Source organism: Streptacidiphilus sp. PB12-B1b, assembly GCF_014084125.1.
Classification (GTDB): Bacteria; Actinomycetota; Actinomycetes; order Streptomycetales; family Streptomycetaceae; genus Streptacidiphilus.
This window is the reverse complement of the sequence record NZ_CP048405.1, coordinates 385,982-410,178: the sequence shown is the minus strand read 5'-3', so window position 1 is coordinate 410,178 and position 24,197 is coordinate 385,982. Positions and strand designations below refer to the sequence as shown.

The following is a 24,197-nucleotide window of genomic DNA, read 5'->3' as shown; positions in this document are numbered from 1 at the left end:
GAGCCCCGTTGGCCACCACCCGCAAGCAACACAAGCGGCAGAATCCGCGCCCATTGACCGCCAAGGACATCCTGCGAGCCGCAGCGAAGCTCCTGCCCGAGGGCGCGGCCACGAGCGGGGGCATCACACCGCAGGGGGTGCTTGCCCAGTTCGACGTGTGCGTCCCGGACTACCTCCTGGACTGCCTCGTCGAACTGGGACGCACCAACCCCGTGTCGGCTTCGTACTGGGCACTGCTACGCCAAGCAGCGTGGCTGTTGCCGGATGTGCCCGCGGGGGCTTACCACCGCCTCCACGCCATACCCCGTCCCGATGCCATCCGCCGCGATCCCTTGCCCGGAACCAGCGCCCAGTCCCTGCTGCTCGCCCGCCGCCGCAGCGAAGGGGCCTGACCGCTCCGGATCAGCACCTATGAAAGCGGGCCCAGCTGTCCATGCCACCCGTTCGGGGCATGCACCACGTGGCCTGGCATCGCCGATCCGTCCCCTGGATTACGTTGCGTACGTGCACGGAGTGATCGGCTCGGGGAGTCAGGTGTGCCTGTAGACGTGTTGAGCACAGCCGAAGCTGACCGCAGCCGTGCCGCCGCTGCCCCAGCCCAGGGCAGCAGGCGGTGGGCCAGGGTGGCGGCGAGGGCGAAGCCGGCCGTCAAGTGCGGTGAGCACCAGTCCGGGCTGGAGTGCGCCCATGGCGTGGCGGCCAGGGCTACCGGGACCAGGGCGTGGGTGGTCGGCTCGGGCCCCTGCAGTCAGGAGTGGAGCGGGCGGGCGTGAGCCGGAACGCGCCCGCAGATGCTTAAGGAAGGGTCACCCGCGTGGCGGACGAGGAGCACACGAATGACGCCTGCGACCCCCAGGGGCCTCCGCCCCACTTGGGGAGCAACGATGCCACCGGCTATCTCACGCACTTTGGCAATGAACGAACCTTCCTGGCCTGGATCCGCACGTCCCTCGCCCTACTGGCAGGCGCACTAGCGGTCGCGCAATTCCCGCGGGTGGCCCCGCCCGGCCTTCGGGCCGCCGTGGTGTACTACCTGATCGCTCTGGCAGTGGGGGCAGCGGGAGCGGGTTACTGGTTCTGGAGGCTTCGGCAGAAGGGTGCGCGCAGTGCGGGAAGCAGAATGCCCGTTCAGGCGATCCTGGCGCTCGCGCTCTTGGCGCTCGTAGGGCCGGTGGTCATTGTCATTGCCGTTCGGCTTCTCTGACACCTCGGCTGCCGTTCGGGATCGGCTGCGGGCCATGCAGACCGCTGGCGCAAGTCCAGGGTCTGCTATGTCCTGGTGTCACCCGTTCGGAGGATGAGTCAGGTGACCTAGCGTCGCGGATCTGCGCCCTGGACTACGTTGCGTGTTTGCGCGGTGTGTTCGGAGGAGTGGGAGACGGATGTGGCGGTGGGCGTGGTGGGCAGCGCCGAAGCGGACGGTCGGCCGGGTGCCGCGCCATCCGGTGACCCGGGGCGCAGGGACGTACTGGCGGCCGAGCGCACGTTCCTTGCCTGGGTCCGCACCTGTCTGGCTCTCATGGCGGGCGGCGCTGCCCTTTGCACGCTTCCTGGCCTTCCGCATCGACTTACCCGGACGGCTATTGGGATTCTCTGCATCTTGGCAGCCGGACTGTTGGCGGGGATGGCTCACCGCGACTGGAGCCGCGTACGCAGGTCCGCGATGGGGGACCCTCTCACTCCGGGCCCCCACGCTGCGGTCGTTCTCACTGCGGCGGTCATGTCCGCCTGCCTGGCCCTTGCTCTGCCTGCTGCAGCGCGGGTGCTGTTTGAGGAGGGCCGATCGCGTCCGGCGGGGCCGCCCGTGATCACGGCTCACCATCGGAACGAGATCAGTACCCAGGCCAGCACATCCTCACCGCGTCCGATGGGACTCGTCCGTGCGGGCCTTTGACTACTCGGCAACGACTGGTTGGCCGCGACGCCTCACCACGATCTCCGGCAGGGGCGGCAAGACCGAACCGGGGCCCGTCGATTTCGGCCCGGAACGCAGCATCAGCTCGGCGGCACCGCGTCGACCACACCAGTCGGTGCTTGCGTGCGTCGGAAGCGGACTGCCAGACGGAGTGCAAGCGAGAGGATCAGGCCGGTCAGCAGTGCTTGCGGCAGGGCAAGTTCCGTGGTGGCCAGGAATGTAGCCCCCATCACGGCGCTGTTCGCGGGTCCCAGGCTCCAGACGGCGCGGATCTGCGATGCGCGTCCCCGGATGAGTTCGAAGCCGATGATGATGAGCAGGGCGCCGATGGCGGGCAGGGGGATGTGTCCGGTCGCGCCGCCCAGCGTGGAGACGATCAAGGCCATCAGGACTCCGGACAGGACGCCTGCCCAGCGGCTGCCGGCTCCCGCCGCGACGCTGACGCCGGTGCGTGAGAGCGAGCCGCCGACGGGAAGTGCCTGGAAGAAGGCCCCGGCCACGTTGGCCGCCGCCTGGGCGACGATGTCGCGACCACCGTCCCGGGGAGGTCCGCTCGTCGCGTCCGGCGCCCCCGGGGAGATGCTGGCGGCTTGCGCGAGTGCCACCAGCGCCACGGCACAGGCCCCGGGCAGCAGTCGGGGCATCACGGCCCACGCGGGCAGGGACAGTGCGGGCAGAGCCGCAGGAACGGCGCCGAGCGAACGAGCCAACGGCACCGGCAGCGAGAACGCCCACACTCCCACGCTGACGGCCGCCAGAGCCACCAGCAGCGCAAGCCGCTTCGTTCGTCGTCGCGCGTGCGCTGTCGCCCACACCGCGAGTGTGGCCGCGGCCACCGTCGCCGCCGCGCCCGACCAGGCGCCGGGGTGGCTGGCCCACCCTGCGATCCGCAGCAACCGGTTGTGGTGCTCCACCCGGTAACCGGTGGCCTCGCCCAGGGCCCCGGCGATGATCTGGACGGCGATCCCCACCGAGAAGCCGGTCATCGCCGCCGGGGAGACAGCCCGCAGCACCCTGCCTACGCGCAGCAGGGCGAAGAGGGCCATCGCGACGCCGACCAGCAGCGTCAGCGCGGCCACGTTGGCCGGGTCCGCGGGCGAGAGGCGGGCGTGGAGGAAGACACCGCGCGAGGTCAGGGCGATGGCGCTGGTCAAGGTGGTGACCATCAGCACGCTACGGGCCAGCAGAGAGCCCACCATCGTCGGCACGATCCCCGCGCACAGGCCGGCGAACGGCCCGAAGCCCGCGATCGAGGCGTAGGCCATGCTCTCCGGGACACTGAACAGCGCCGTCACCACTGCCGCCGGGATGTCCGCGACGGTCGCGCGACCGCCCAACCACCCACCGGCCAATCCGACGGCTTGCGCGGTGCGGTCTGCGGGCCGACTGTACGGTGCGGTGCTGACGGGCTCCACGTGATCCCCTTGAACGCCCAGAGTGCGGTGAACGAACGCCGCACACAGAGGCACACGTCCACCCCGGATCCCTCAAGCGTCCTCGGGCAGTGCGCCTTCCCCAGATCGACACTCAGGTTGAGCACACCATTTATTGGCAAAATAGGTGACATTCCGTCACCAAATGAGAGTCGGCACCGGTGCCGGATCCCATGGGTACGCAGAATCCGCCTGGCTTGAGCTCAGGGCACTTCGGCGGTGCGTCCAGGTCCGGCACTGGCGGTGGACAGCGACTGCCCGCCTCGTGGCTTCGGGACGGGCTCCTCAGCGGACGTGCCCGCCGCACACGATCGCGGCGTAGGTGGCGGCCAGGGGCAGGAGGAAGCAGACCGCTGCGAAGGCGGTCCCGCGGCCGAGATGTCGGCGCAGTGTGGTGGACAGGAGCAGGGCCGCGATCAGTAGGACTGACAGGGGCAGCAGCGGCAGTACTGCGTGGTCGGCGAGGGCGGTGAAGGTCAATGCCAAGGGTTCACGCGCTGTCATGGTGACTCTTGGTCGTTGCCTGGGAGTGCGGGCAGGCTGTGGTGGCCCGGAGCGGGATCGGGTGCGCTGGACCGGGGGGTGGGGGCGGGCATCAGGCTCTCTCGGTTCAGACGCGGAGGCGGTGTGGTCTGTATGAGCTGGCTGCTCCGGATGGTGGCGATCGCCCGCAACAGCATGGAGCCCGGGTGGGTGGGGATCGGTCGGCGGGAGGGTTGGGGCGGCTGCGTGGATGGCGTCGCCGCCGTCCGGCGCGAATGTCGGCGGGCGCGGTCGGCTTCAGCGCTGTGGCGTTCCCTGCGTCTCTGCCGCCGTGCCCGGGCGGGGTCAGTGGTCGGCGTTGAAGAGGCTCTGGACGATGTAGCCGGCGGTGCCGACGCCCGTGGTGCCGCCTTGGACCAGGGCAGCGGCCGAGATGTTGTCGTCGTAGGCGGCGAACCAGCCGTTGGTGGTGACGTGGCCGGTGGGGCCGACTTCGGCGGTGCCGGTCTTGCCTCCGCTCCCGGGGATCGAGTTCATCCGCGGTTCGGCGGTGCCCGCGAGGTTGTGGGCGTCGAAGTCCATCATCTGCTGGAGGTACTTGTCGGTGGTGGGGTTCAGCGCCTGGGCGGCGGGGGGCTGCGGCTGGTCGGGCAGGATGATCGGCTGGTGGAACGCGCCGTCGCGGACGGTGGCCGCGATCGAGGCGAGGATCAGCGGGTTCATGGTGACGGTGCCCTGGCCGATCAGGTCGGCGGCGGCGTTCGAGCCCACGGGGTTCATCGGCACCTGAGGGTTGGCGGTCTGCACGCCGCCACCGATGTCCCAGTTGCCGAGCCCGAAGACGTTGTCGGCCTCCTTGGCCAGGTCGGTGGCGTCGCTGCCGTGGACCAGGTTGTCGTAGCCGTCCTTGATGAAGGACGCGTTGCAGGACTCCGCGAAGCCCTCCTCGACGGTGGTGTTGGGGTTGGGGACGATGGAGTTGTCGTTGTGGAAGACCTGGCCGTCGGCCACCACGTCGGAGGTGCACGGGGCCGGGCTGGACGGGGTCAGTCCGGCGTCGTCGAACAGCGCCGCCGAGGTGATGATCTTCATGGTGGAGCCCGGGGCGAGTTCGGCGTTGATGGCGGTGTCGCCGCTGTGGCCGCTGAAGGCGATGGCCAGGATGTGGCCGTTGGTGCGGTCCAGGGCGACGACCGAGCCGGGCAAGCCGTCCAGGACTGGGGCGATGACCGCCGCCTCCGCTGTGGCCTGGAGTTGGGCGTTGATGGTCGTGCGGATGACACCGCCGGTGGCCGGGACGAAGACCTTCAGGGTGGAGACCGGCGCCCCGGTGCTCGTGGTGATCTCCACGCCGCTGCCGCCGGTGCTGCCGGTCTCGGCCCGCATTCCCTCGGTGCTGCTGGCGATGGTGGGGATGACGCCGGCCAGGGAGGGGTACTTGCTCGCTGTCAGGACCGTGCCGTCGGAGGCTTCCACGGTCGCCCGACCGGGACCGGCGGGTATCGATCCCGCTGCCAGTCGCTGACCGGCGGCCAGCTTGGGGTAGAGCACACTGGGGGCCCAGCGGACCTCGTTCAGGCCGCTGTTGGTCTGCACGACGTCCATCGCGTCGGGGTAGGACCAGGAGCCGCCCGATGCGCCGCCCACCTGGGCGGTGACGGTGAAGTCCACTTTGGTCGCTCCGGCGACAGCTGTGTCCGGGCCCTGGGCCACGACGTTGCCGAACGCTATCGAGGAGAGCTTGAGGCCGCTGCTGTAGCCGTTCAGGTCCTGCTGGGCGCTGGCCGGGGCATCGGTCTGGGCGGCGGCCTTGGTGTACGGGGCTGTTCCCGTCTTCCAGGCGTCCAGGAACGACTGGGCCAGTTTCAGGGCCTGGGGATCGCTCGGCGGGGTGGTCGATATCGCGGTGGCGGAGGGGTTCGCCACCGGACGGCCGCTGACGCTGCCGGTGCTGACGAGGTTGTACCCGCCGTATCCGCCGGCTGCCAGCAGAATGACGCAGGATCCCGCGATTCCGGCTTTTGCTCCGCCGTTCATACCCATCCTTGTCGGTTTGCGCCCGTGTCGGGTCTTGGAATTGGCGGCAACCCTACGCATCATCGGTGCGCCCTGGATCGGATCGGGCGGCCCGTGTTCGGGAGTTCCCTGAGAAAGGCGGTCGGGACATGCCCCGCTCCCGCATGTGCGAGCCTTTGCAGGGCAGGGCAGTGCAATCGCTGTCGGCAACCGCCCCTGTGGCCCTCCGGGTGCCTGCGTAATTTTGAGGAAATTCCTCACTTCAGCTGTCGGGTGCGGCCACCGACCTCGCCTGGGGGAATTCGCCGGAATCGCTATCTGTCATCGGGGATGCGGCGGTCCCAGTGACCGGCCCCGCGAGAGGAGTCCGCGCCGGCCGGTCCGGGGACAGTGATCCGTCGCAGCCGGGCCCGGTCGCGGTCGACGCCGCGGCGCGGGGGAAGGCCCGCTGCCCGGTGAGCAGCCGTTGGAAGGCGAAGCCCGCGGCGATGGTGAGCAGGCCGGCCAGGGCGTCGGTCTCGAAGTGGTTGGCGGTGGCCAGGATTACCACACAGGTGGCGCACGGGTAGAGCACGGCGGCGACGCGTATGAGCCGGGGTTTGGCGAGCTTGTACAGGACGACGGCGCACCAGGTGGACCAGGCGATGTGGATGGAGGGCATGGCCGCGAACTGGTTGGAGACGTCGGTGACCGGCCCTGACGCCCACGAACCCCAGGTGTGGTGGACCACGACGGTGTCGATGAAGCCGTCGCCGGTCAGGAACCTGGGCGGGGCCAGGGCGTAGGCGTAGAAGCCGACCAGGGCCAGGGCGGTGGCCGCGTACAGGGCGGTGCGGGCCGCGCGGTAGGCGCCGGGGCGTTTGAAGTAGAGCCACAGCAGCACGGCGATGGTGACGATGAAGTGCAGCGTCGCGTAGTAGTAGTCCATGCCGACGATCAGCCAGGTGACATGGTCGGCGGCGTGGTTGAGGGCGAGTTCGAAGCTGACGTGCAGTTCGCGTTCCACGTGCAGGATGGCTTGGGCGCGGTGCAGTGCTGCGGTCTGGTGGTCGGGTACCGCGTTGCGGGTGATCGAGTAGGCGCCGTAGCCGATCGCGGTCAGCAGGAGTTCGGCCCACCAGGCGGGGCGCCCGGCGCGGCGCAGCCTGGCAGGTAGCAGGGGCGGGATACCCCTGCGGGTCGATCGGGTGGTGGGGGCGCTGGTCACGCGCGCTCCTTCGAGCGGTGCTCCGCCGCGGTGCTGGCGCCGGTCGCCGGGGAGATCGGCGGGGCGGGTCGGTTGCGGGTGGCTATCAGGTAGGCGGTGGCGGCGAGGAAGCAGATCAGCGAGGTCCAGTCGTTGACGCGCAGGCCCAGGATGCGGTTGGCGTGGTCGTCGCGCAGTGCCTCCACCCATCCGCGGCCCGCGGTGTAGGCGGCGGCGTAGAGCGCGAACAGCCGTCCCGAGTGGAAGTTCCAGCGCCGGTCCGCCCACAGGAGCAGGGCGACGCAGGCGAGGTCCCAGAGCGACTCGTAGAGGAAGGTCGGTTGGTACAGGGCGATGTTCGGGGTCGCAGGGGGCCGGTGGGCGGGGTCGATGAGCAGGCCCCAGGGCAGGGTGGTGGGGTCTCCGTAGAGTTCCTGGTTGAAGTAGTTGCCCCAGCGGCCGATCGCCTGCGCCAGGATCAGCCCGGGGGCCAGGGCGTCGGCGAAGGCCGGGAGCGGCACTCCCCGCTTGCGGCAGCCGATCCACGCGCCGACCGCGCCCAGGGCGACGGCGCCCCAGATACCCAGCCCGCCGTCCCAGATGTAGAACGCCCGGACCGGGTCCCGGCCCGGCTTGAAGTACAGCTCGGGGTCGGTGGCCAGGTGGTATAGGCGACCGCCGAGGATGCCGAAGGGGACGGCCCACAGGGCGATGTCCACGATGTCGTCCACGTTGCCGCCCAGGCGGTTCCAGCGGCGGCGGGTCAGCCACAGGGCGGCGGCGATCCCCGCCAGGATGCACAGCGCGTAAGCGCGGATCGGCAGGGGTCCCAGATGCCACACGCCTTGCGAGGGACTGGGCAGGTACGCCAGTTCCATCGGGGCGGCTCTCCTTGCGGCCGGGCCGGCGGCGGACCCGCCTGCGAGGAAAACCACAATACATCTGCTACCGAACTTGTCGCATGCAGCACTACTTCTACCGCGCCGCCTCACGCCCAGCTGCGGATTCCTGGTCAGCTACGGCGACACGCCTGCCCACGCGCTACGGCTCCAGGCCGGGGGCGGCCACTATCGTGACCGAAGTGCCCACCCCCGCCACTGTCTCCGGAACTTCGACCGACGAGCGCGTGGATACCCAGTCGCTCTCCCGGACGGTCAGCGCACTTCGCCGGGCACTGCGCACTTCGCTGCGCTCCCACGGCACCCGGGAGCAGCTCACCGGCGCGCAACTGGAGGTCCTGCAGACGCTCGACGAAGCAGGCCACGCCTGCATCCGGGAACTCGCGGAGCGGCTCAGACTCGCCCCCAACACCGTCTCCCAGATCCTGAGCCGGCTACTGGAGACGGACCTGGTCGAGCGCGAACGCGACCCGCACGACCGCAGGGTCGTGGGCCTGGGACTCACGCCGCTGGGACTGCGCGAAGTCGAAGCATGGAAGCAGGCGCACGAGCGCAGCCTCGAAGGCGCGGTGGCACTGCTCTCCCCCGGAGAACGCGGATCTCTCGCACGGGCGCTGCCCGGACTCGACGCCCTGGTCAAACAGTTGCGCCCCGCTTCCGCGGCGGCAACGGCGCGGTCCTGGACGACTAGGATGAACCGCATGGCCGCACCGTCCCCCCGCGCCGACCCGATGCGCCCCGCAGACGACAGAGAGCCGGCCCTGGACACCCGGTTGCTGACCGAGGCGGTCACCGGGCTGCGCCGGGCGCTGCGCGCCTCGATCCGCACCGACTACCCGTGGGAGACGCTGCCCATCGCGCAGGTCGAGGTCATGCAGTCCCTCGCCGAGTCCGAACCCGCAGGCGCCGGCGAGCTCGCCACACGACTGCGCCTGGCTCCCAACACCGTCTCCGGCCTGATCAGCCGCCTGATGACAGCCGGACTGGTCGACCGGGGCACCAATTCGGGGGACCGCCGCAAGGCAGTGGTCCAGCTCACCGGGACCGGCCGCGAGCGCCTGGCCGCCTGGCAAGCAGCGCACGAGAACCGGATCGGAGCGGCACTCGACGCCATAGCACCCGAGGACCGCGCCGCCCTGAGCGCCGCACTGCCCGCCATGGGCGCCCTGGTCCACCACCTGTACGACGAACTCGGCGAACGACCCGACGAGAACACCGCAGCGCCCGCACAGCCGCCAGCCTGAGACCGCCAACAGACAGAACCCCCCTGAACACGACCGAACCGACGCCCCTGCCACGGCGCGCGGTCATGCCCGCGCGCCTGCTCCGTACCACCCCGGCGCGCTTGAGGCGCGGGTCGATCTGCATCAGATTACATCCCCTTACGATTATGTCGTTAGCAGATATATAGTGATGGCAGGCCCTGCCCCGTCTGCGCGATCCGCAGTCGGCGACCAGCGGGGCCCTCGATGCTCACCTTCGGGATGAGGAAGCCATGGCCATCTCTGACCCTGACCTTCGCCGCCCGCGCGGCTGGGCGCTGCTCACCTGGGAGCGCCCACGCCCCGACCTGATCCGCACCCGCCCCTGGGCCTGGCGCCTGGCCGTGGCCACCGTCTGCTTCGGCGCCTTCATGGGGCAGCTCGACGCCAGCATCGTCACCCTCACCTACCAGGCCCTGCGCGGCCAGTTCCACACCCCCCTGGCCGCCGTGCAGTGGGTCTCCCTGGCCTACATGCTCGCGCTGGTCGCGCTGCTCATCCCGGTCGGCCGCCTGTCCGACGCCCACGGCCGCAAGCTGATGTACCTCTACGGCTTCGCCCTGTTCACCGCCGCCTCCGCCGCCTGCGGACTGGCCCCCACCCTGACCCTGCTGATCGTCTTCCGGGTGCTCCAGGCGGCGGGCGCGGCCATGCTCCAGGCCAACAGCGTCGCCCTGGTCACCACCAGCGCCCCGCCGAACAAGATGCGCACCGCCCTGGGGATGCAGGCCGCCGGCCAGGCCATCGGCCTTGCCCTTGGCCCCACCATCGGCGGCGCCCTGGTCGACACCATCGGCTGGCGCTGGGTCTTCGGCATCAACGTCCCCGTCGGCATCATCGCCCTGATCGCCGGCCACTACCTGCTCCCCCGCACCCGCCAACGCTCCACCACCAACCGCGTCGACCTGCCCGGAATCCTCCTGCTCGCCACCTCCACCACCGCGCTTCTGCTCGGTCTGTCGGTGGCCTCCGGACTGGGCCTGCCCCAGTGGGCCACCGCCGTCCTGCTCACCCTGGCCGTGACCGCCGGCTGGGCCTTCGTCCGCCGCCAGGCCCGAACCACGAACCCCCTGGTCGACCTCGCCCTGCTGCGCAGCGGCGGGATATCGCCGGGGCTGTTCGGCGGACTGTGCGCCTACCTGGTGCTGTTCGGACCCCTGGTCCTGGTCCCGATCGGCCTGGCCCGCCAGGGCGTAGGCGCCCTGACCTCTGGATTGATCCTCACCGCCCTGCCGGTGGGCTTCGCGGTCGCGGCCACCCTGGCCGACCGCGTCCTGCCCCCGGGCTGGGGCAACCGCGCCCGCAGCCGCACAGGAGCCCTCGGCTGCGTCCTCGCCCTCGGCCTGATGGCCCTGCTCCCCCTGCGAGAGGCACTCCTGCCGGCACCGCTGGTACTCCTGGGCCTGTCGCTCGGAGTCTTCCTGCCCGCCAACAACACCGCCGTCATGCGGGCCATCCCCACCGCCGCCTCCGGCACCGGCGGCGGCATGGTCAACATGACCCGGGGCCTTGGCACCGCCCTCGGCGTCGCCGCCGTCACCCTCACGCTGCACCTCGCACCAGGCACCGCCGGGCTCACCGCCGCCTTCGCCGTCCTCGCCGCCTTCGCCCTGCTCGCCCTGGCCACCGTCGCCCGCCCGGCCAGCCCCGAGAGCGGCAGCGGCGGCAGCAGTGGCGGGGCAGACGCATCATTCGAGCTCTGACCGCACAGCCCCTGAGGCCACCTGCCCCGGATGGCCCGGGTGCGGAAGTCCGCCCGGCGCATATCGCATGCGTCTTCGCCAGTCGCTCAACCGCGGCACGACTGGATTCGCCGATCCCCTCCCAAGGGCGGTTTACCCAGATATCTCGCATACAGAGTAGTTGCCGATGGACATATATCTGCCAACGACCAGTTCATCGGGGTCGGATCAACAGAGCCAGCAGCCTCCTGCGGGGGCTGGGCCGAGAGGGGTACACATGTCCGTGTTCAAGTCGGCAAGCGTGCGTGCGACGAGGTGGGCGGCGCTGGCCGCCGGAGCCGGGGTACTGGTGGCGATGGGAGCGGGAACAGCCGCTGCCGACGACGGGCAGGTGGGCGTCGCCCCGTTCGGGGCGGTGACCGCGAGCGGGCAGGTGACGCTGAGCGGAACCTACACGTGCGACCCCTGGCAGGGGCCGTACGCCCAGATCGAGGTCTCCGTCTCCCAGCAGCAGTGGGACGGAACCCAGGTGGACGCCGTCACCTACGACCGCGTCGCGTGCACGGGTTCGCCGCAGCTGTGGCAGGAGACCGTGACCGCGCCCGCGGCGTCCGACGCCTTCACGCCCGGCCAGGTCCAGGCCGACGTCGCGGTCTGGACCGCCGGCAACTGGAACGGGCGGGTCGAGAGCTGGCAGCAGGTCGGCGTCTCCTGACCAGACAGCCGCCCCGGCGACTGGGCTGGGCCCCAGGGTCCACGCCGTGCCGCCGGGGCGGCACTGCCGGAAGTAGTGCGCCGCAGTCCGGGGCCGAGCCAACGCCGAGCCTTCGGCCCGCCACGCCCCGGCCACTCCTGCAGGCCCCGGGCCGCGTGAGCCCCGCTGCGGCATCGACGAAGGAGCCGACCCACGTGACAACCTTCTCCGTATCCGGCGTCGTCCTGCTCGCGATCCTGCTGACCATCGTCATCAGGAACAAGCGCATCACGTTCAGCTACGCGCTTCTGGCAGCCCTCTTCGGATTCCTGCTGGCGAAGACCTCCGCAGCCGCGCCCATCGGAAGCCTGCTCGACGAACTCGCCGGCACCGTCAACAGCATCGCCAGGTGAGCGGTCAAGCACTCGGTGCGGCAGAGCCACCGTCCTCGGCCCCGGGCGAGCCCTGCGGGTCGCCCGGCTTCCCCGTGGCGGGCAGCCGGGCGGAGTAGATGGAGTAGCCGTCGATGTGTCGGGCGACGGCGGTGGCGGTGACGGTCGCGGCGATCATGGGGATCATCAGGCCGAAGCTGGTGTGGGTCAGTTCCAGGACCAGGACCAGGCCGACCAGAGGGGCCTGCATGCCCGCGCCGATCATGGCGGCGGCGCCGACCATCGCGTAGGCCCCGGTCGGCGAGCCGGGCCACAGTTGCGACCAGGCCGCGCCGAGGAGGGCGCCGAACACCGCGCCGGTGCTCAGGACCGGGGTGAACAGGCCACCCGAGGCCCCACTGGCCAGACACAGCGAGGTCAGCAGCGGCTTGAGCACGAACAGCACAGCGAACAGGGACATGGTGCCGGTGCCGACGAAGGCGTCGTGGGCCATGTCCTTGCCGTTGCCGAACAGCTGCGGATACCAGATGCCGACCACGCCCAGGACAGCGAACGCGGCCAGCGGGGCCAGCAGGGCCCTGCGTCCGGCCGGCTGGTGGTGGGAGACCCAGCCGACCAGGCGGATGTAGCCGGCGGCGGCCAGTCCGATTACGGGCCCGGCCAGCAGCGCCCACACCAGTACCGCCGCGCCGACACGGTAGTCGGGCACGTCGAGGTAGGTGGCCTGGCGGGAGAGGTAGACCCACGCGGTGAGGGTGGCGATACCCGAGCAGGCCAGCGCGGGCAGGATGACAGGCAGGGTGATGGTGCCCAGCAGGATCTCGGCGGTGAACAGCGCCCCGCCCAGCGGGACGTTGTAGACCGCCGCCAGCCCCGCCCCGCCGCCGCAGGCGACCAGCAGCCGCCGCTGGGCGGTGCTCAGCCGCAGCCGGTCGGCGAACACGCTGGCGGCAGCGCCGCCCATGGTCTTGGGCGCGGCCTCACGCCCAAGGGAGGCTCCCATGCCGATGACGACCTCGGAGATCAGCGAAGTGCCCAGGCTGCGGCGGAACGCCAGCCGCCCGTCACCGCGCCAGATGGCGTCATCCACCTCGGAGTGCTCGCCCCTGGTCGCACGTCGCAGCAGGTACCAGGCGACGCCACCGAAAGCCCCGGCCACCAGCAGTGACAGGATCCGCCTGACTACCCCCGCAGCCTCCACTCCGGCCTGGAAGGTCCCGGAGTGGTAGCCGAACGCCGCGTACTGCACCTCGAACAGGATCAGCATCAGCAGCGCCCCGAGCAGCCCGGCGGCCACTCCGGTCGCGGCCAGGGCCAGCCAGAACGCGGGGGTGAGAGCCGTCTCGCCGTCCCCGGTGACATTGGGCTGCTCCGTGGCCCCGCGCCCCGAGGGGACCCGGCTGCGGATCAGCGGCTGCGGAACGCGCAACCGCTCACTGGGACGCTCGCCTTTGCCCATGCCGCCATTATCGACACAGCAGACCAAGAGTTGAGTCTGCTTCAGATCGTGGCGGCATGAACGGTTCCCGAGCTCCGCACGACGGTCAGAGCAGCGGTGATGCTCCGCAGTCGCGGCCGACTCGGCGGGTATCGGGTCCGGCCCGGCAACACCTACCTGCGATACGCAACGCCTTGGGTCGCGGGATGTGGTTGATCCCAGACCGCACGGTCGGAGTGCGTGGCACGGGTCCAGGTGATTCCCGCCAGCGCAAGCCTCTGAGCGGGAAGAACGGGCTCACCTACAGACCAGCCCAACCCCTCTGGAATCGAATAGATCTGTGTCCGATACATTTGTGCACGGGATCTGCGGAGTCGATCAGGGCACGGCACACGGCCCGCCGGACGGGTAGGGATGTGGGGCAGCGGTGATGCGCATGGAACTGGCAGCGGTCTACTGCGGACCTCCGCAGTGGACCTTGGGGCGGGCCTTCACCCTGTGGCAGGCCGACCCCGTGGTGCTGACGATCGTGGTTGCGGGGACGCTCGGCTACCTGTTCGGCCTGCTGCGGCTGCGCAGACGCGACGAGCGCTGGCCCATCGGGCGCACGGCCGCCTTCCTGCTCGGCATGGCCCTGTGGGTGTTCACCGTCTGCAGCGGACTGGGCGTGTACGAGCGGGTCCTGTTCACCGACCGGGCTGTGCAGGCCGTGCTGCTGCTCATGGTGGTACCGCTGCTGCTGGCGATGGGCGCCCCGGTGACGGTACTGGTGGAGGCCGCCCCCCAGCGCAGCCGCGAACGTCTGAGTGCTCTGCTGCGCGGACGCGTCTCGCAGGTGCTGATGTTCCCGCTGGTGTCCACAGTGCTGCTGATCGTGCCGCCGTGGCTGCTGTACTTCACCCGCTGGTACCAGCTCTCACTGGCTTCCGAGCACTACGACATCCTCTTCCACGTCTCCTTCGTGCTGTTCGGACTGGCGTACTTCTGGCCCCGCCTGCAGATCGACCCGGTCGGGCGCCACTACCACCCGATGATCGGCGTGGTGATCACCGTCACCGAGGTGATGTGCGACGCCGGCCTGGGCGCCATCCTCGTGTTCGGCGGGCACCTCCTGATACCCCACTACTGGGCCGCCCTCGACCGCCCCTGGGGCATGTCACCGCTCGCCGACCAGAAATGGGGCGGCGCGGTGCTGTGGGGGCTGGGCGACATCGCCGGAGTGCCGTTCATGGTCGCGCTGGTCGCCCGGGTGGTCAAGGAAGAGCGTGCGCGCACCGTCAAGGTCGACCAGGAACTGGACGAGCAGCAGGCGGCCCGCGAACTGGCACGGCTCGGCACGGCACACCAGCACCTGGCGGGCACGGGCGAGACTGCGGCAGCCAGTGCGAGGCCGACCCCCTCGGCCGCCGCCCTGCAGGAGGCCCAGGAACTCTCGGCTCCCTGGTGGGAGACCGACCCCCGGTTCGCGCACCTGCACCCGCGAAGCCGCACACCGGACTGATCCTCCCCCGTGGACCGTGATCTCCGCGGCTCAGCCCGAGACACGCCGCGTCAACGCGCCCCCGCCGTCCTGCCCGGCGACCGGCTCCGGAGCGGCCTCGCCGGTCGCGAGGCCAGTCGGCGGCTCGGCTGCCGACTGCTGGTGGCGGCGCTGGAGTACGGCGAACCAGACGAGCGCGGCCAGCGTGATCACTGAGGCGATGTAGAAGTTGAGCCGCAGGCCCAGGATGTACTGCGAGTAGTCGACCCGCAGCGTCTCCTCGAACATCCGGAACGCCGAGTACCCCGCGACGTACAGCGCGAACAGCCCGCCCGGGGCGATCCTGCCGCGACGCCCGAGCCACACCAGGAGGCCGGCCAGCAGCAGGTCCCAGATGAGCTCGTACAGGAACGTGGGGTGGAACGTGGTGTCCTGCAGATACCCCGGCGGACGGAACTGGGGAGCAATCCGCAGCCCCCAGGGCAGGCTGGTCGGGCCGCCGAACAGCTCCTGGTTGAAGTAGTTGCCGATCCGGCCGATCCCCGAGGCGACCAGCAGGCACGGCGCCAGGGCGTCCATCATGCCGGTGACGCTCGCACCTGCCCTGCGCAGCCGCCATACGCACACGGCAGTGGCTAGCGCCACGCCGCCCCAGATACCCAGGCCGCCGTCCCACACCGCCAGCGGCCCCCACCAGTGCGGCGGGATCTGCGCCGGGGTGGTCAGGTCGAAGTAGATACGGCCGCCGAGGATGCCGAAGGGCACCCCCCAGATGGCGACCTCCTCCACCATCGCCGGGTGGCCGCCGGCCGCACGCCAACGGCGCCGACCGATCATGACCGCGAGGCTGATCCCGACGATGTACATCAGCGCGTAGAAGTGGACGAACAACGGCCCCACATGGAAACCGTTCACCGACGGGGACGGTATGGAAGCGAGCAGCATACCCACGAGCGTACGCAACTCCGTCATGGTTTCTGATGCCCCAAGGCCGAGAATCGGGGCACAGCCGTGATCAGCAGGAGTCGCGCGGCACGCAGTGCTCCGGTGGCGGGCAGGGTGCGTCCCGCCGGGCACGTGCGAGCCGCTGCTCAGCCTCGGTGGCGAGGGTGCGCAGCCGTTCGGACTCGGCACGCAGGGTATCGCTGCCCAGGTCGGTCAGGCAGAACCGGCGATGGATGCGGCCGCGGACGGTCTCCTGGTGGGCGACGCGGACGAGTCCTCTGCCGACCAGTCGGTCGAGGAAGCCGTAGAGCGTGCTGGTGCTCACGAAGGCGGTGCTGCCGGGGACGGTGTCGATCTCGTCCATGAGGGACTGTCCGTCGAGGGTCGCGTCGGCCAGGGCTATGAGCAGGACAAGGGCGGGCTCCGGGAGGTTGGGCCTCGGCATAGGGCCTCCGCGGGGTCGGTGGGGGTCAGGCTGCCTGCGCCGGGTGTACTGCCAGCGCAGGCGAGGGCTATTCGGCGTGCCTGCGGGCGTAGGCGGAGATCGCCCGTCCGGCGAGAATGAGCAGCAGGACGAAGCACAGCAGGAGCAGGGCCGCGTCGTAGGACAGGGCGTGGGCGGAGGCGGAGGGCTGGTTGTAGAAGGTCCAGATCGGATAGGTCAGGTAGCCGACCGGTGAGTTGGTCAGTGCCCCGGTGGGTGCGGTGTCCGACCAGCCCGCGGTGAACAGCAGCGGGGCGGTTTCACCGACGGCCAGGGCCAGGGCGACCAGGACGCCGGTGACGATGCCGGGCAGGGCCGCTTTGAGGATGATCCGGCGCAGGGCCCAGCCGGCCGGGATGCCGAGGGCTTCGGCTCCCTCTCGGTAGGTGGTGGGGACCTGGGCCAGGGCGCTCTCGGTGGACTTGGTGATGTAGGGGATCGCCATCACCGACAGCACCAGGATCCCGGCGAGCAGGGAGAAGCCCCAGTGGAAGTCGACGACCAGGGCGATGTAGCCGACGTAGCCAAGGACGATCGAGGGGATGCCGGCCAGGACCTCGTAGGCGCCGCGCAGGATTCCCCGGGTGCGGCGCGGGGCGAACTCGGACAGGTAGACGCCGGTGGCGATGCTGACCGTGCCGCCGACGACCAGCACGCCTGCGGTCACGACGGCGGTGCCGATGATGGCGTTGGCCAGTCCGCCGCCGTTGCCGCTGGTGGAGTGGGTCAGGACGCTGAAGTGGAAGACGGGCACAGCGCGGGCCACCACGCCCGCGAGCATCCACACGGTGGGGATCACCACCAGTGCCAGGCACAGGTAGCAGGCACTCCAGAATGCGAGGTTGACGGCACGCCGGCGAAGCCCTGCACCGCCGCGCCCGCTGGTGGTCTGGATGGTCATCGCTCCTCCGGGGCGGGCATGGGGGCGGGTGTACGGGGTCGGGTCATCAGGTCACACTCCCCGGCCCACAGGCAGCGCGGTGCCCGAGACGCGGCGTACCAGGAGGCGGGCGACGATGTTGGTGGCCAGGGTGATCAGCATCAGGACCAGGCTGGCTTCGGCCAGGGTGCGGACCGCGAAGCCGGTGTAGTCGGTCAGGGCCGAGTCCAGGGTGGAGACGACGGTGGCGGCGATGGTGGTCATCGTGCCGTACAGGTTCCCGGGCATGGTGCCCAGGACCACGCCGGAGACCATCGCGACGGCCATGGTCTCCCCCAGTGCCCGCCCCAGCCCGAGGACGACGGCGCCGATGATGCCGGAGGCTACCCAGGGCAGGCTGACCCGCCGGGCGGTCTCCCACTCGGACATGCCCAGGGCCAGTGCACCCTCGCGGGGCAGCAGCGGGACCTGGCGCAGCAGGTCCCGGGTGGTGGCCGCGACGATGGGGATGACCATCACGGCCAGGATCAGGCCGGAGGTCAGCAGGCCCTCGCCGTTGCCGACCGGGCCCCGGAAGAAGTCCAGGACCGGCACGTTCGGGGCGTGGTCGGCCAGGAACGGGGCGATGTGCTTGGCGATGAAGGGGCCGAAGGTCAGCGCGCCCCACAGGCCGACGATCACACTCGGGATGCCCGCGAGGAGTTCCAGGAGCAGGCCGAGCAGGTCGGCGAGGCGCTTGGGCAGCCGTTCCACGATGATCAGCGCGGTGCCGATGGAGACGGGGACCGCGACCAGCAGGGCGATCGCGGAGGTGGCCAGGGTGCCGGTGATCAGCGGCAGCGCGCCGTAGTAGGCGCCCGGCGGGTGCAGGGTGCCGCTGGTGGTGACGCCGTCGCCGTAGAAGTTCCCGGGGCGCCAGGCGGTGCCGGTGAAGAAGTGGGTGCCGTTGGCCCCAAGGGCGGGCAGCGCCTCGATCAGCAGCGTGACCAGGATGAACAGCAGGGCGAGCAGGGGGATGGTGGCGACCGCGCCGCCCGACCAGCGGGCGAGGGTGCCGGAGCGCGGCAGGCGGCGGGCCTTGCCGGGGAGCGGGTTGTGTCCCGCTCCCCGGAGGTCCGCGGCCGACGGGGGTGGTGTCGGTGCGGAGGTGGTCATGGTCAGCCGGTGATCTTCGCGATCTGGGCGTCGGACAGCTGCACGATGGCCGACGGGAGCGGCTGGAAGTTCACCTTGTCCAGGTAGGTCGCGCTGTTGCCGGTGGTCAGGGCCCAGTTGAGGAACGCCTGGACGGCCTGGGCCTTGTCGGCGCTGGCCTGCTTGGCCTCGACGATGGCGTACTCGTAGTTGATGATCGGGTAGCCCTGGGCCGCAGGGCCGTTGATCAGCGACAGGGTCTCGTTGGCGGGGGTCTGCGCGGTCATGGCCTGGGCCTCCGCCGAGATGGTGGTGGCAGTGGGCAGCAGGTAGTTGCCCGAGGCGTTGGCCACCATCGCCTCGCCCAGGCCCTGGGCCTTGGTCTGGCTCAGGTAGCTGATGCCGATGTAGGCGACGCAGCCGGGGGTCTTGGCGCAGCCGCTGACCATGCCGCCATTGCCCTGCTCGCCCAGCGCGGCCGCCACCGACGGGAAGCTGATGGTGGTGCCGTAGCCGATCGAGTTGCCCCAGCCGCTGGCGTCCTGCTTGGACAGGTACTGGCTGAACAGGAAGGTGTCGCCGGAGCCGTCAGCGCGGTGCAGCGGCACGATCTTCAGGTTCGGCAGGGCGGCACCGGGGTTGAGCTTGGCGATGGCCGCGTCGTTCCAGTTGGTGATCTTGCCCTGGTAGATCTGTGACAGGAGCTGCCCGTTGAGCTTGAGGGCGCCCTTGTAGCCGGGGATGTTGTAGTTGATCTGCTGAGCGGAGATCGCCAGCGGGATGTTCAGCAGGCCGGGGGTCTTGGCGACCTGGCCCTGGGACAGGTAGGCGTCGGAGGCGCCGATGCTGACCGCCCCGGCAGCGGCCTGGGAGATGCCGGTGCCCGAGCCGGTGCCCTGGGCGGTGACCGTGATGTTGGAGTACTGCTGGTGGTAGGCCGGGTCCCACAGGTTGAACAGCGGGTACAGCAGCGTGCTGCCGGTCTCCGACAGCGAGACCGTCGAGGTCGGAGGGGCGGTCGCCACAGTGCCACTGGAGGCCGAGGAACTGGCGGGGCTTCCGGAGGCCGACGCACCGGCACCACTCGTCGAGGAGCTGCTGCAGGCGGAGGTCAGTGCGACGGGGACGAGCACGGCCGCTGCGAGCAGCGCGCGGAATTTGGTGGACACTGCGGATCTTCTTCCTGGAAACGGTGCATGGGATACGGCGGGCTGGTGCGGGTGAACCGCCGAACGGGCACACGGACATGGACCGGGCTCGCGGCGGGGTCAAAGGGGGCGGGGGCACAGCCCCGTGGGTTCGGCAGGCCGGTCAGCCGATCCGTCCGCTGAGGTAGCGGGCGGTCTCCTCCTGGGCGGGCGCGTCGAACATCTGGGCCGTGGACCCGTGCTCGACCAGGCGGCCCTGGTAGAAGAACGCGGTGCGGTCGGCCACCCGCGACGCCTGGGCCAGGTTGTGGGTGACCATCACGATCGTCAGCGCCGGGGCCAGCGCGCGGATCAACTCCTCGATTGCCTCGGTCGCCAGCGGGTCCAGCGAGGACGTCGGCTCGTCCAGCAGCAGCACCTGCGGATCGACCGCCAACGCCCGGGCTAGGCAGAGCAGTTGCTGCTGACCGCCCGAGAGCTGGAACGGCGAGCCGCCGAGCCGGTCCTTGACCGCGTCCCACAACCCGACCTCGCGCAGCCGGCGCTCGGCGATCTCCTTCAACTCCGAGCGGCGGGCCAGCCCATGGGCGCGCACACCGGCGACCACGTTCTCCTGGATCGACATCGGGAACGGATTGGGCCGCTGGAACAGCATCCCGACCCTGCGGCGCAGCACCATCAACTGCGCACCGCGGTCCCAGATGCTCGCGCCGTCCAGCAGCACCTCACCGCTGTGGCGGAACCCGGCCACCCGGTCGTTCATCCGGTTCAACGTGCGCAGGAACGTCGTCTTGCCCGAACCCGTCGGCCCCAGCAGCGCGTTCACGGTAAAGCGCGGGAAGTCCAGGCTGACCCCGGTCAGGATGTCGGCGTCGCGGAAGCCGACACTCAGCTGCCGTACCTCGATCGCGCTGTCGCCGGCCACGGCGGCGGCTGCGGGACCGGCCGTTCCAGTCTCCACGCTCATCGCCGCCGCCCGGATCCGCAGCGCCGTACCGCTCGTTGACTCATCATGGGACAGTTGTAGGAGTCAAGAGTGGCGTAGGCGTGTACCGCCAACCTCCTACAGCTGTAGGAGTTCAGTCGCGCAGATGAACAACGGGCAATCCTCTGGGAAAGACAGAACCGGCAACGCTCCGACGCCCGTCGGAATCCGCAGGTCGCGGGACCCCCTGTCAAGGATCCGAGCCATGGATGGTCCGCCTGCCAGGTGAACAACGGCGTGCAGCATCAAGCCGATTGGGACAGGCGCCCTGAACGCAGCCGTTCGCCCTTCACGCGTTTCGCGTGCCGGGTGGTGCGAGATCGCCTGCATCACCACCGACATCAGGCAGCCGGGCCCGACCTGGCAGGATGCCGCCATGACCACGACTCCATCCGCAGCATCCGCGGACACCGCCCGTCTGCTGCGGCGAGGCTTCGCCCTGGAATACACGACCCTGACCTGGAACGTCGTCGGTATCGTCGTGCTGGCCTTCGCCGCCCTCGCCGCGCGCTCGGTGGCCCTGGCCGGCTTCGGCCTGGACTCCCTGATCGAGATCGGCGCCTCCACGGTGGTGATCTGGGAGCTGTCGGGCACCGGTGAGGACCGCCAGCACCGGGCCATGCGGCTGATCGGCTGGGCGTTCACGGCGCTGGCGCTCTACCTGCTGGTGCAGTCGACCTGGGCCCTGTCCACCGGTTTCCACGCCCACCACAGCGCTACTGGGATCGTCTGGACCGCGGTCACCGCCCTGGTCATGTTCACTCTGGCCGCGGGCAAGGCCCGCACTGGCACGGCACTGGACAACCCGGTACTGAAGACCGAGGGCCGGGTGACGTTCATCGACGGCCTGCTGGCCACTGCCGTCCTGCTCGGCCTTGTGCTGAACGCCTGGGGCCTCTGGTGGGCCGATCCGCTGGCCGGATACGTGATCGTCTACTACGGCGTCAAGGAAGCACGAACCGCCCTGACTCACTGAAGCCGGGGCCAACGCTCAAAGTCCCGCCACACTCGCGGTCATCGGACCAGGTTCCCGCGCTCAGCCAATGACCGCGAAGCAGTGGGCCAGTGCGGATGTCACGTCGCTGAACAGGCACGCTGTCAGCAACAGCACGCCCAGGACCGGCCACACCGCACTCCAGCGGCTGACCGTACGCTCCGTGCGCAGGGCCTCGACACGGGCCGAGACCCGCAGCCCGACATAGGCCAGCGCCGGTCGGCCCGGCCCGTGCGCACCCCCATCTGGGGACTCGGCCACCGCCAGGGCAGCGCGGGCCAGCGCACGGGCAGCCAACGGCCGGTCCCCCACCACGTCCGCCGCATCCTCGTCCGCCCACCGCTCCAGGACAAACGCGATCCGCGTGGCCACCCGCCCCAGACAAGGGCACAGACACACCGCCATCTGTGCCACAGCGAGGTAGATATGGTGGCGGTGCGCGAGATGGGAGCGCTCGTGCGCAAGGACAGCCAGCCGCTCCTCCCCCTTCAAGCTGCCGAGCATCCCCGTGGTCACCACGATCCGGCCCGGACGCCGAAAACCACCGGGCACGGCGTAGGCGTCCGGAACCTGATCATCGAGGATCAGCAGGTCGCCAGCAGCCGTCAAGCCGACAACCACCCGGGCCACCGCCCGCACGCCACGAGCACGCCGCACCACGGCCACAGCCAGATGCAGCAGTACAAACCCGAGCAGGACGACCGCCAGGATCCCCACCTTGCGTGGCACCGGGTCGGATGCCGCCAGAGCCGTCTGGTTGCTGTGCAGCCAGTACTGCAACCCACTGGTTCGACTCAGGCCGCCCACACACAACACCACCAGCGCCCAGAGCACTGAGCAAGCCGCGAGGACGCTCAGCGCCGTCAGCGTGCGAGCCGCCGCCGCCGGACTCAGCCACCCCACCAGCGGCGGCCCCAGCCAGGCGAACAGCACCGGTGCAAGCAACAGCAGGTACACATCGATCCGCATGCCCGTCGCCCTCAGTCGCCGCGCTCAAGCAGGTCGCGCAGCACCGCCTGCTCGTCCGGCTCCAAGCGACCCACGAAGTGCTGCAACACCTCAGACCGCTGCGGACCGGCCCGAAGAGCGGCATCCATCCGCTCCGCCGCCAACTCCGCCGGATCCCGGCGAGGACTGTAGGCGTGCGACCGACCGACCGGCACTCGCTCCAGCAGTCCCTTCGCATGCAGCCGGGTCAGCACCGTCAGCACCGTCCGGTACGCCAGATCAGCGGACAGCGCCTGCTGCACCTCGCTAACCGACATCGCCTCCCCATGGCTCCACACGACCGTGAGCACCTCGGCCTCCAGCGCACCGGCCGGACGCCGGGAACCGCTGGAGCCGTCCGGCTTACCGGGCCCCGTGCCCCGGGACAACACCACGAGAACTCCCTCGCCCCACTCGGCCGGAAAGTCCGACGCGCCAGTTCGGGTTCATTTGTGCCACACCTATGGGCCCTGGCGCCAGCCCGCTGCCCTACTAAGAAAGCTCTAGGGAAGGTCCGCCAGACGCGCAAGAAGACCTGCTGAGGTGGCCACCGCAGCTACCGCGTCAGCACGCGTCCAGGTGAAGTGCTCGGTAGTGCCCTGGTCGTCGTGCGGCGCGCCGCTAAACAGCTGGTAGGCGCTCTGGATGAGAACCGCCCAACGCTCCTCCTGTGTACGCTCCTTCGCCTTACTGCCGCCGTTCATGACCCGGTTGTAGATGACCTCCGTGTTGCAGGCTGGCCGCACAGCATCCAACGCAGAGCGTGCCTCGCCCACTGCGCCTTCGTAGTCGCCATTGCGGATCGCCAACTGGGCCTCACGGATGCGCCGTGCTGCGATGGCACGTCCTTCAACCTGGGTGATGGGAACCAGGACATCCACGTATGCCCCGGCGTCAAGCTGTTCGACCTTCTTTGACCATTCGGCATGCGGAATCGAAACCCGGACCTGGCACTGACCAACCGGCCAGCTCGTGCCAGTTGCGTCGAGGCGTACCCCAACGAGATCTGCGCGAAGGGTCAGGTCCCGGCACGCGCGGGCCTGCTCCAGGCGCCGAAGCTGTTCGTCAGTCACACTAGCGTTCAGCCGCAAATTGTCGCCGCCGTAACGGGTATTCAGGGGCTCTGGCTGGGTGAGTGGGCTGATCCACCCGAGTGTGCCGGGGATGTCCTCCGCCCACAGTTCCCCAGAGAATGAGATGAGCGGTCCGTTGTCGCCCATCTCCCGTGTAGTGAAGCCCAGGGTCAGTCGGTGCACGCCGATGCTGGGAAACAGGTTGATGGGATCGCGCTGGGGCGTGATCGAGTGCATGAAGCCGTCGAGACCGATCGGCATGATTCTCCCCGCAAGGCTGGACTGACGCGGCAAGTCGTCCTCGCTTGAGGGTAGCCACAGCAAACGAGATACGTCCCCGGTTTTATGGGAACCCCCCAAAGTCGACCGGCGTCGGGCACCAACCGGACACTGGCTGGCTGTCTCCATCCGCCCCACCTCATCGCACCCAGCGCGAACCCTCCCAGTCCACGCTCTGCACGCTCTCTGCACGCTCGTCCACCGAATGTCCACCGGGGGAGATCATGTTGCCTGCAAAGCCCCTTATACGGCCACGAGATAGGTATCGGAATGGCAAAAGGCCCAGGTCACGGGCTATGTGACCTGGACCTGCCTGGAGCCGCCTTCGGGATTCGAACCCGAGACCTACGCATTACGAGTGCGTTGCTCTGGCCAACTGAGCTAAGGCGGCGAGCCGGTCTTGCGATC

Annotated in this window: 24 protein-coding genes and 1 tRNA gene; 9 read left to right on the top strand and 16 right to left on the bottom strand. The window is 69.9% G+C overall.

All coding sequences use genetic code 11. The features are described 5' to 3' along the window. Positions 1 to 8: 8 nt before the first annotated feature. The 3 genes from GXW83_RS01850 to GXW83_RS35215 all read left to right on the top strand — a co-directional run bounded on the left by GXW83_RS01850 (position 9) and on the right by GXW83_RS35215 (position 1,894). Positions 9 to 392 carry a hypothetical protein gene (locus GXW83_RS01850; RefSeq protein ID WP_182441122.1) on the top strand — a complete coding sequence of 128 codons (384 nt, stop codon included), beginning with the start codon at positions 9 to 11 and terminating at the stop codon, positions 390 to 392. Between the two features lie 422 nt (positions 393 to 814). Continuing rightward, on the top strand, positions 815 to 1,204 hold the full coding sequence (locus GXW83_RS01845; RefSeq protein WP_225446687.1) for a DUF202 domain-containing protein: 390 nt from the start codon (positions 815 to 817) through the stop codon (positions 1,202 to 1,204). Positions 1,205 to 1,357: 153 nt separating this feature from the next. Continuing rightward, on the top strand, positions 1,358 to 1,894 hold the full coding sequence (locus GXW83_RS35215) for a YidH family protein (RefSeq protein WP_370466533.1): 537 nt from the start codon (positions 1,358 to 1,360) through the stop codon (positions 1,892 to 1,894). A gap of 101 nt (positions 1,895 to 1,995) precedes the next feature. Here GXW83_RS35215 and GXW83_RS01835 read toward each other — a convergent pair whose 3' ends face one another. The 5 genes from GXW83_RS01835 to lgt (GXW83_RS01815) all read right to left on the bottom strand — a co-directional run bounded on the left by GXW83_RS01835 (position 1,996) and on the right by lgt (GXW83_RS01815) (position 7,911). Continuing rightward, entirely contained in the window at positions 1,996 to 3,330 is a 1,335-nt protein-coding gene (locus tag GXW83_RS01835; RefSeq protein ID WP_182441121.1) for a SulP family inorganic anion transporter, read from the bottom strand. Between the two features lie 303 nt (positions 3,331 to 3,633). Next, positions 3,634 to 3,852: a hypothetical protein gene (locus GXW83_RS01830; protein ID WP_182441120.1), complete on the bottom strand. Its 219-nt coding sequence runs from the start codon at positions 3,850 to 3,852 to the stop codon at positions 3,634 to 3,636. Positions 3,853 to 4,176: 324 nt separating this feature from the next. Next, complete coding sequence (locus GXW83_RS01825) at positions 4,177 to 5,868, bottom strand: penicillin-binding transpeptidase domain-containing protein (protein ID WP_182441119.1); 1,692 nt, start codon at positions 5,866 to 5,868, stop codon at positions 4,177 to 4,179. A 241-nt stretch (positions 5,869 to 6,109) separates the two neighbouring features. Further along, the gene (locus GXW83_RS01820) at positions 6,110 to 7,054 is read right to left on the bottom strand and encodes a phosphatase PAP2 family protein (RefSeq protein ID WP_182441118.1); all 945 of its coding nucleotides are present in this window, start codon (positions 7,052 to 7,054) and stop codon (positions 6,110 to 6,112) included. Further along, on the bottom strand, positions 7,051 to 7,911 hold the full coding sequence (gene lgt / locus GXW83_RS01815; RefSeq protein WP_182441117.1) for a prolipoprotein diacylglyceryl transferase: 861 nt from the start codon (positions 7,909 to 7,911) through the stop codon (positions 7,051 to 7,053). Before lgt (GXW83_RS01815) ends, GXW83_RS01820 begins: the two co-directional genes overlap by 4 nt. Before the next feature lie 248 nt (positions 7,912 to 8,159). Here lgt (GXW83_RS01815) and GXW83_RS35000 point away from each other — a divergent pair, with 248 nt between their 5' ends. From GXW83_RS35000 to GXW83_RS01795, 4 genes are all read left to right on the top strand, one after another. Next, a complete protein-coding gene (locus tag GXW83_RS35000) occupies positions 8,160 to 9,176 on the top strand; it encodes a MarR family winged helix-turn-helix transcriptional regulator (RefSeq protein ID WP_304940946.1) in 1,017 nt (338 codons plus the stop codon). Between the two features lie 251 nt (positions 9,177 to 9,427). Further along, the gene (locus GXW83_RS01805; RefSeq protein WP_182441115.1) at positions 9,428 to 10,897 is read left to right on the top strand and encodes an MFS transporter; all 1,470 of its coding nucleotides are present in this window, start codon (positions 9,428 to 9,430) and stop codon (positions 10,895 to 10,897) included. Positions 10,898 to 11,177: 280 nt separating this feature from the next. After that, the gene (locus GXW83_RS01800; protein WP_182441114.1) at positions 11,178 to 11,591 is read left to right on the top strand and encodes a DUF6299 family protein; all 414 of its coding nucleotides are present in this window, start codon (positions 11,178 to 11,180) and stop codon (positions 11,589 to 11,591) included. Between the two features lie 194 nt (positions 11,592 to 11,785). After that, entirely contained in the window at positions 11,786 to 11,983 is a 198-nt protein-coding gene (locus GXW83_RS01795) for a hypothetical protein (protein ID WP_182441113.1), read from the top strand. A 4-nt stretch (positions 11,984 to 11,987) separates the two neighbouring features. Here GXW83_RS01795 and GXW83_RS01790 read toward each other — a convergent pair whose 3' ends face one another. Further along, positions 11,988 to 13,421: a chloride channel protein gene (locus GXW83_RS01790; protein ID WP_182441112.1), complete on the bottom strand. Its 1,434-nt coding sequence runs from the start codon at positions 13,419 to 13,421 to the stop codon at positions 11,988 to 11,990. A 415-nt stretch (positions 13,422 to 13,836) separates the two neighbouring features. On the opposite strand from GXW83_RS01790, the gene GXW83_RS01785 reads away from it, so the two are divergent. Continuing rightward, positions 13,837 to 14,901: a cytochrome c oxidase assembly protein gene (locus tag GXW83_RS01785; RefSeq protein WP_182441111.1), complete on the top strand. Its 1,065-nt coding sequence runs from the start codon at positions 13,837 to 13,839 to the stop codon at positions 14,899 to 14,901. 30 nt (positions 14,902 to 14,931) lie between these two features. Here the strand turns inward: GXW83_RS01785 and lgt (GXW83_RS01780) are convergent, their stop codons facing one another. From lgt (GXW83_RS01780) to GXW83_RS01755, 6 genes are all read right to left on the bottom strand, one after another. Next, positions 14,932 to 15,825: a prolipoprotein diacylglyceryl transferase gene (gene lgt / locus GXW83_RS01780; protein ID WP_182441110.1), complete on the bottom strand. Its 894-nt coding sequence runs from the start codon at positions 15,823 to 15,825 to the stop codon at positions 14,932 to 14,934. Between the two features lie 70 nt (positions 15,826 to 15,895). Next, positions 15,896 to 16,270, bottom strand: coding sequence for a PadR family transcriptional regulator (locus GXW83_RS01775; protein ID WP_182441109.1), 375 nt, complete (start codon positions 16,268 to 16,270; stop codon positions 15,896 to 15,898). Positions 16,271 to 16,337: 67 nt separating this feature from the next. Further along, a complete protein-coding gene (gene pstA, locus GXW83_RS01770) occupies positions 16,338 to 17,210 on the bottom strand; it encodes a phosphate ABC transporter permease PstA (protein WP_182441108.1) in 873 nt (290 codons plus the stop codon). 51 nt (positions 17,211 to 17,261) lie between these two features. Next, entirely contained in the window at positions 17,262 to 18,344 is a 1,083-nt protein-coding gene (pstC, locus tag GXW83_RS01765; RefSeq protein WP_182441107.1) for a phosphate ABC transporter permease subunit PstC, read from the bottom strand. Between the two features lie 2 nt (positions 18,345 to 18,346). Then, positions 18,347 to 19,492: a phosphate ABC transporter substrate-binding protein PstS gene (gene pstS / locus GXW83_RS01760; protein WP_225446686.1), complete on the bottom strand. Its 1,146-nt coding sequence runs from the start codon at positions 19,490 to 19,492 to the stop codon at positions 18,347 to 18,349. A gap of 142 nt (positions 19,493 to 19,634) precedes the next feature. Then, positions 19,635 to 20,438 carry a phosphate ABC transporter ATP-binding protein gene (locus tag GXW83_RS01755; protein ID WP_182441106.1) on the bottom strand — a complete coding sequence of 268 codons (804 nt, stop codon included), beginning with the start codon at positions 20,436 to 20,438 and terminating at the stop codon, positions 19,635 to 19,637. A gap of 394 nt (positions 20,439 to 20,832) precedes the next feature. On the opposite strand from GXW83_RS01755, the gene GXW83_RS01750 reads away from it, so the two are divergent. Continuing rightward, the gene (locus GXW83_RS01750; protein WP_182441105.1) at positions 20,833 to 21,432 is read left to right on the top strand and encodes a cation transporter; all 600 of its coding nucleotides are present in this window, start codon (positions 20,833 to 20,835) and stop codon (positions 21,430 to 21,432) included. Positions 21,433 to 21,492: 60 nt separating this feature from the next. Here GXW83_RS01750 and GXW83_RS01745 read toward each other — a convergent pair whose 3' ends face one another. The 4 genes from GXW83_RS01745 to GXW83_RS01730 all read right to left on the bottom strand — a co-directional run bounded on the left by GXW83_RS01745 (position 21,493) and on the right by GXW83_RS01730 (position 24,180). Then, positions 21,493 to 22,419, bottom strand: coding sequence for a M56 family metallopeptidase (locus GXW83_RS01745; protein WP_182441104.1), 927 nt, complete (start codon positions 22,417 to 22,419; stop codon positions 21,493 to 21,495). Positions 22,420 to 22,430: 11 nt separating this feature from the next. After that, positions 22,431 to 22,829: a BlaI/MecI/CopY family transcriptional regulator gene (locus tag GXW83_RS01740; RefSeq protein WP_225447411.1), complete on the bottom strand. Its 399-nt coding sequence runs from the start codon at positions 22,827 to 22,829 to the stop codon at positions 22,431 to 22,433. Positions 22,830 to 22,940: 111 nt separating this feature from the next. Then, the gene (locus tag GXW83_RS01735; protein WP_182441103.1) at positions 22,941 to 23,771 is read right to left on the bottom strand and encodes a hypothetical protein; all 831 of its coding nucleotides are present in this window, start codon (positions 23,769 to 23,771) and stop codon (positions 22,941 to 22,943) included. 332 nt (positions 23,772 to 24,103) lie between these two features. Next, a tRNA-Thr gene (locus GXW83_RS01730) sits at positions 24,104 to 24,180 on the bottom strand. Between the last annotated feature and the right edge of the window lie 17 nt (positions 24,181 to 24,197).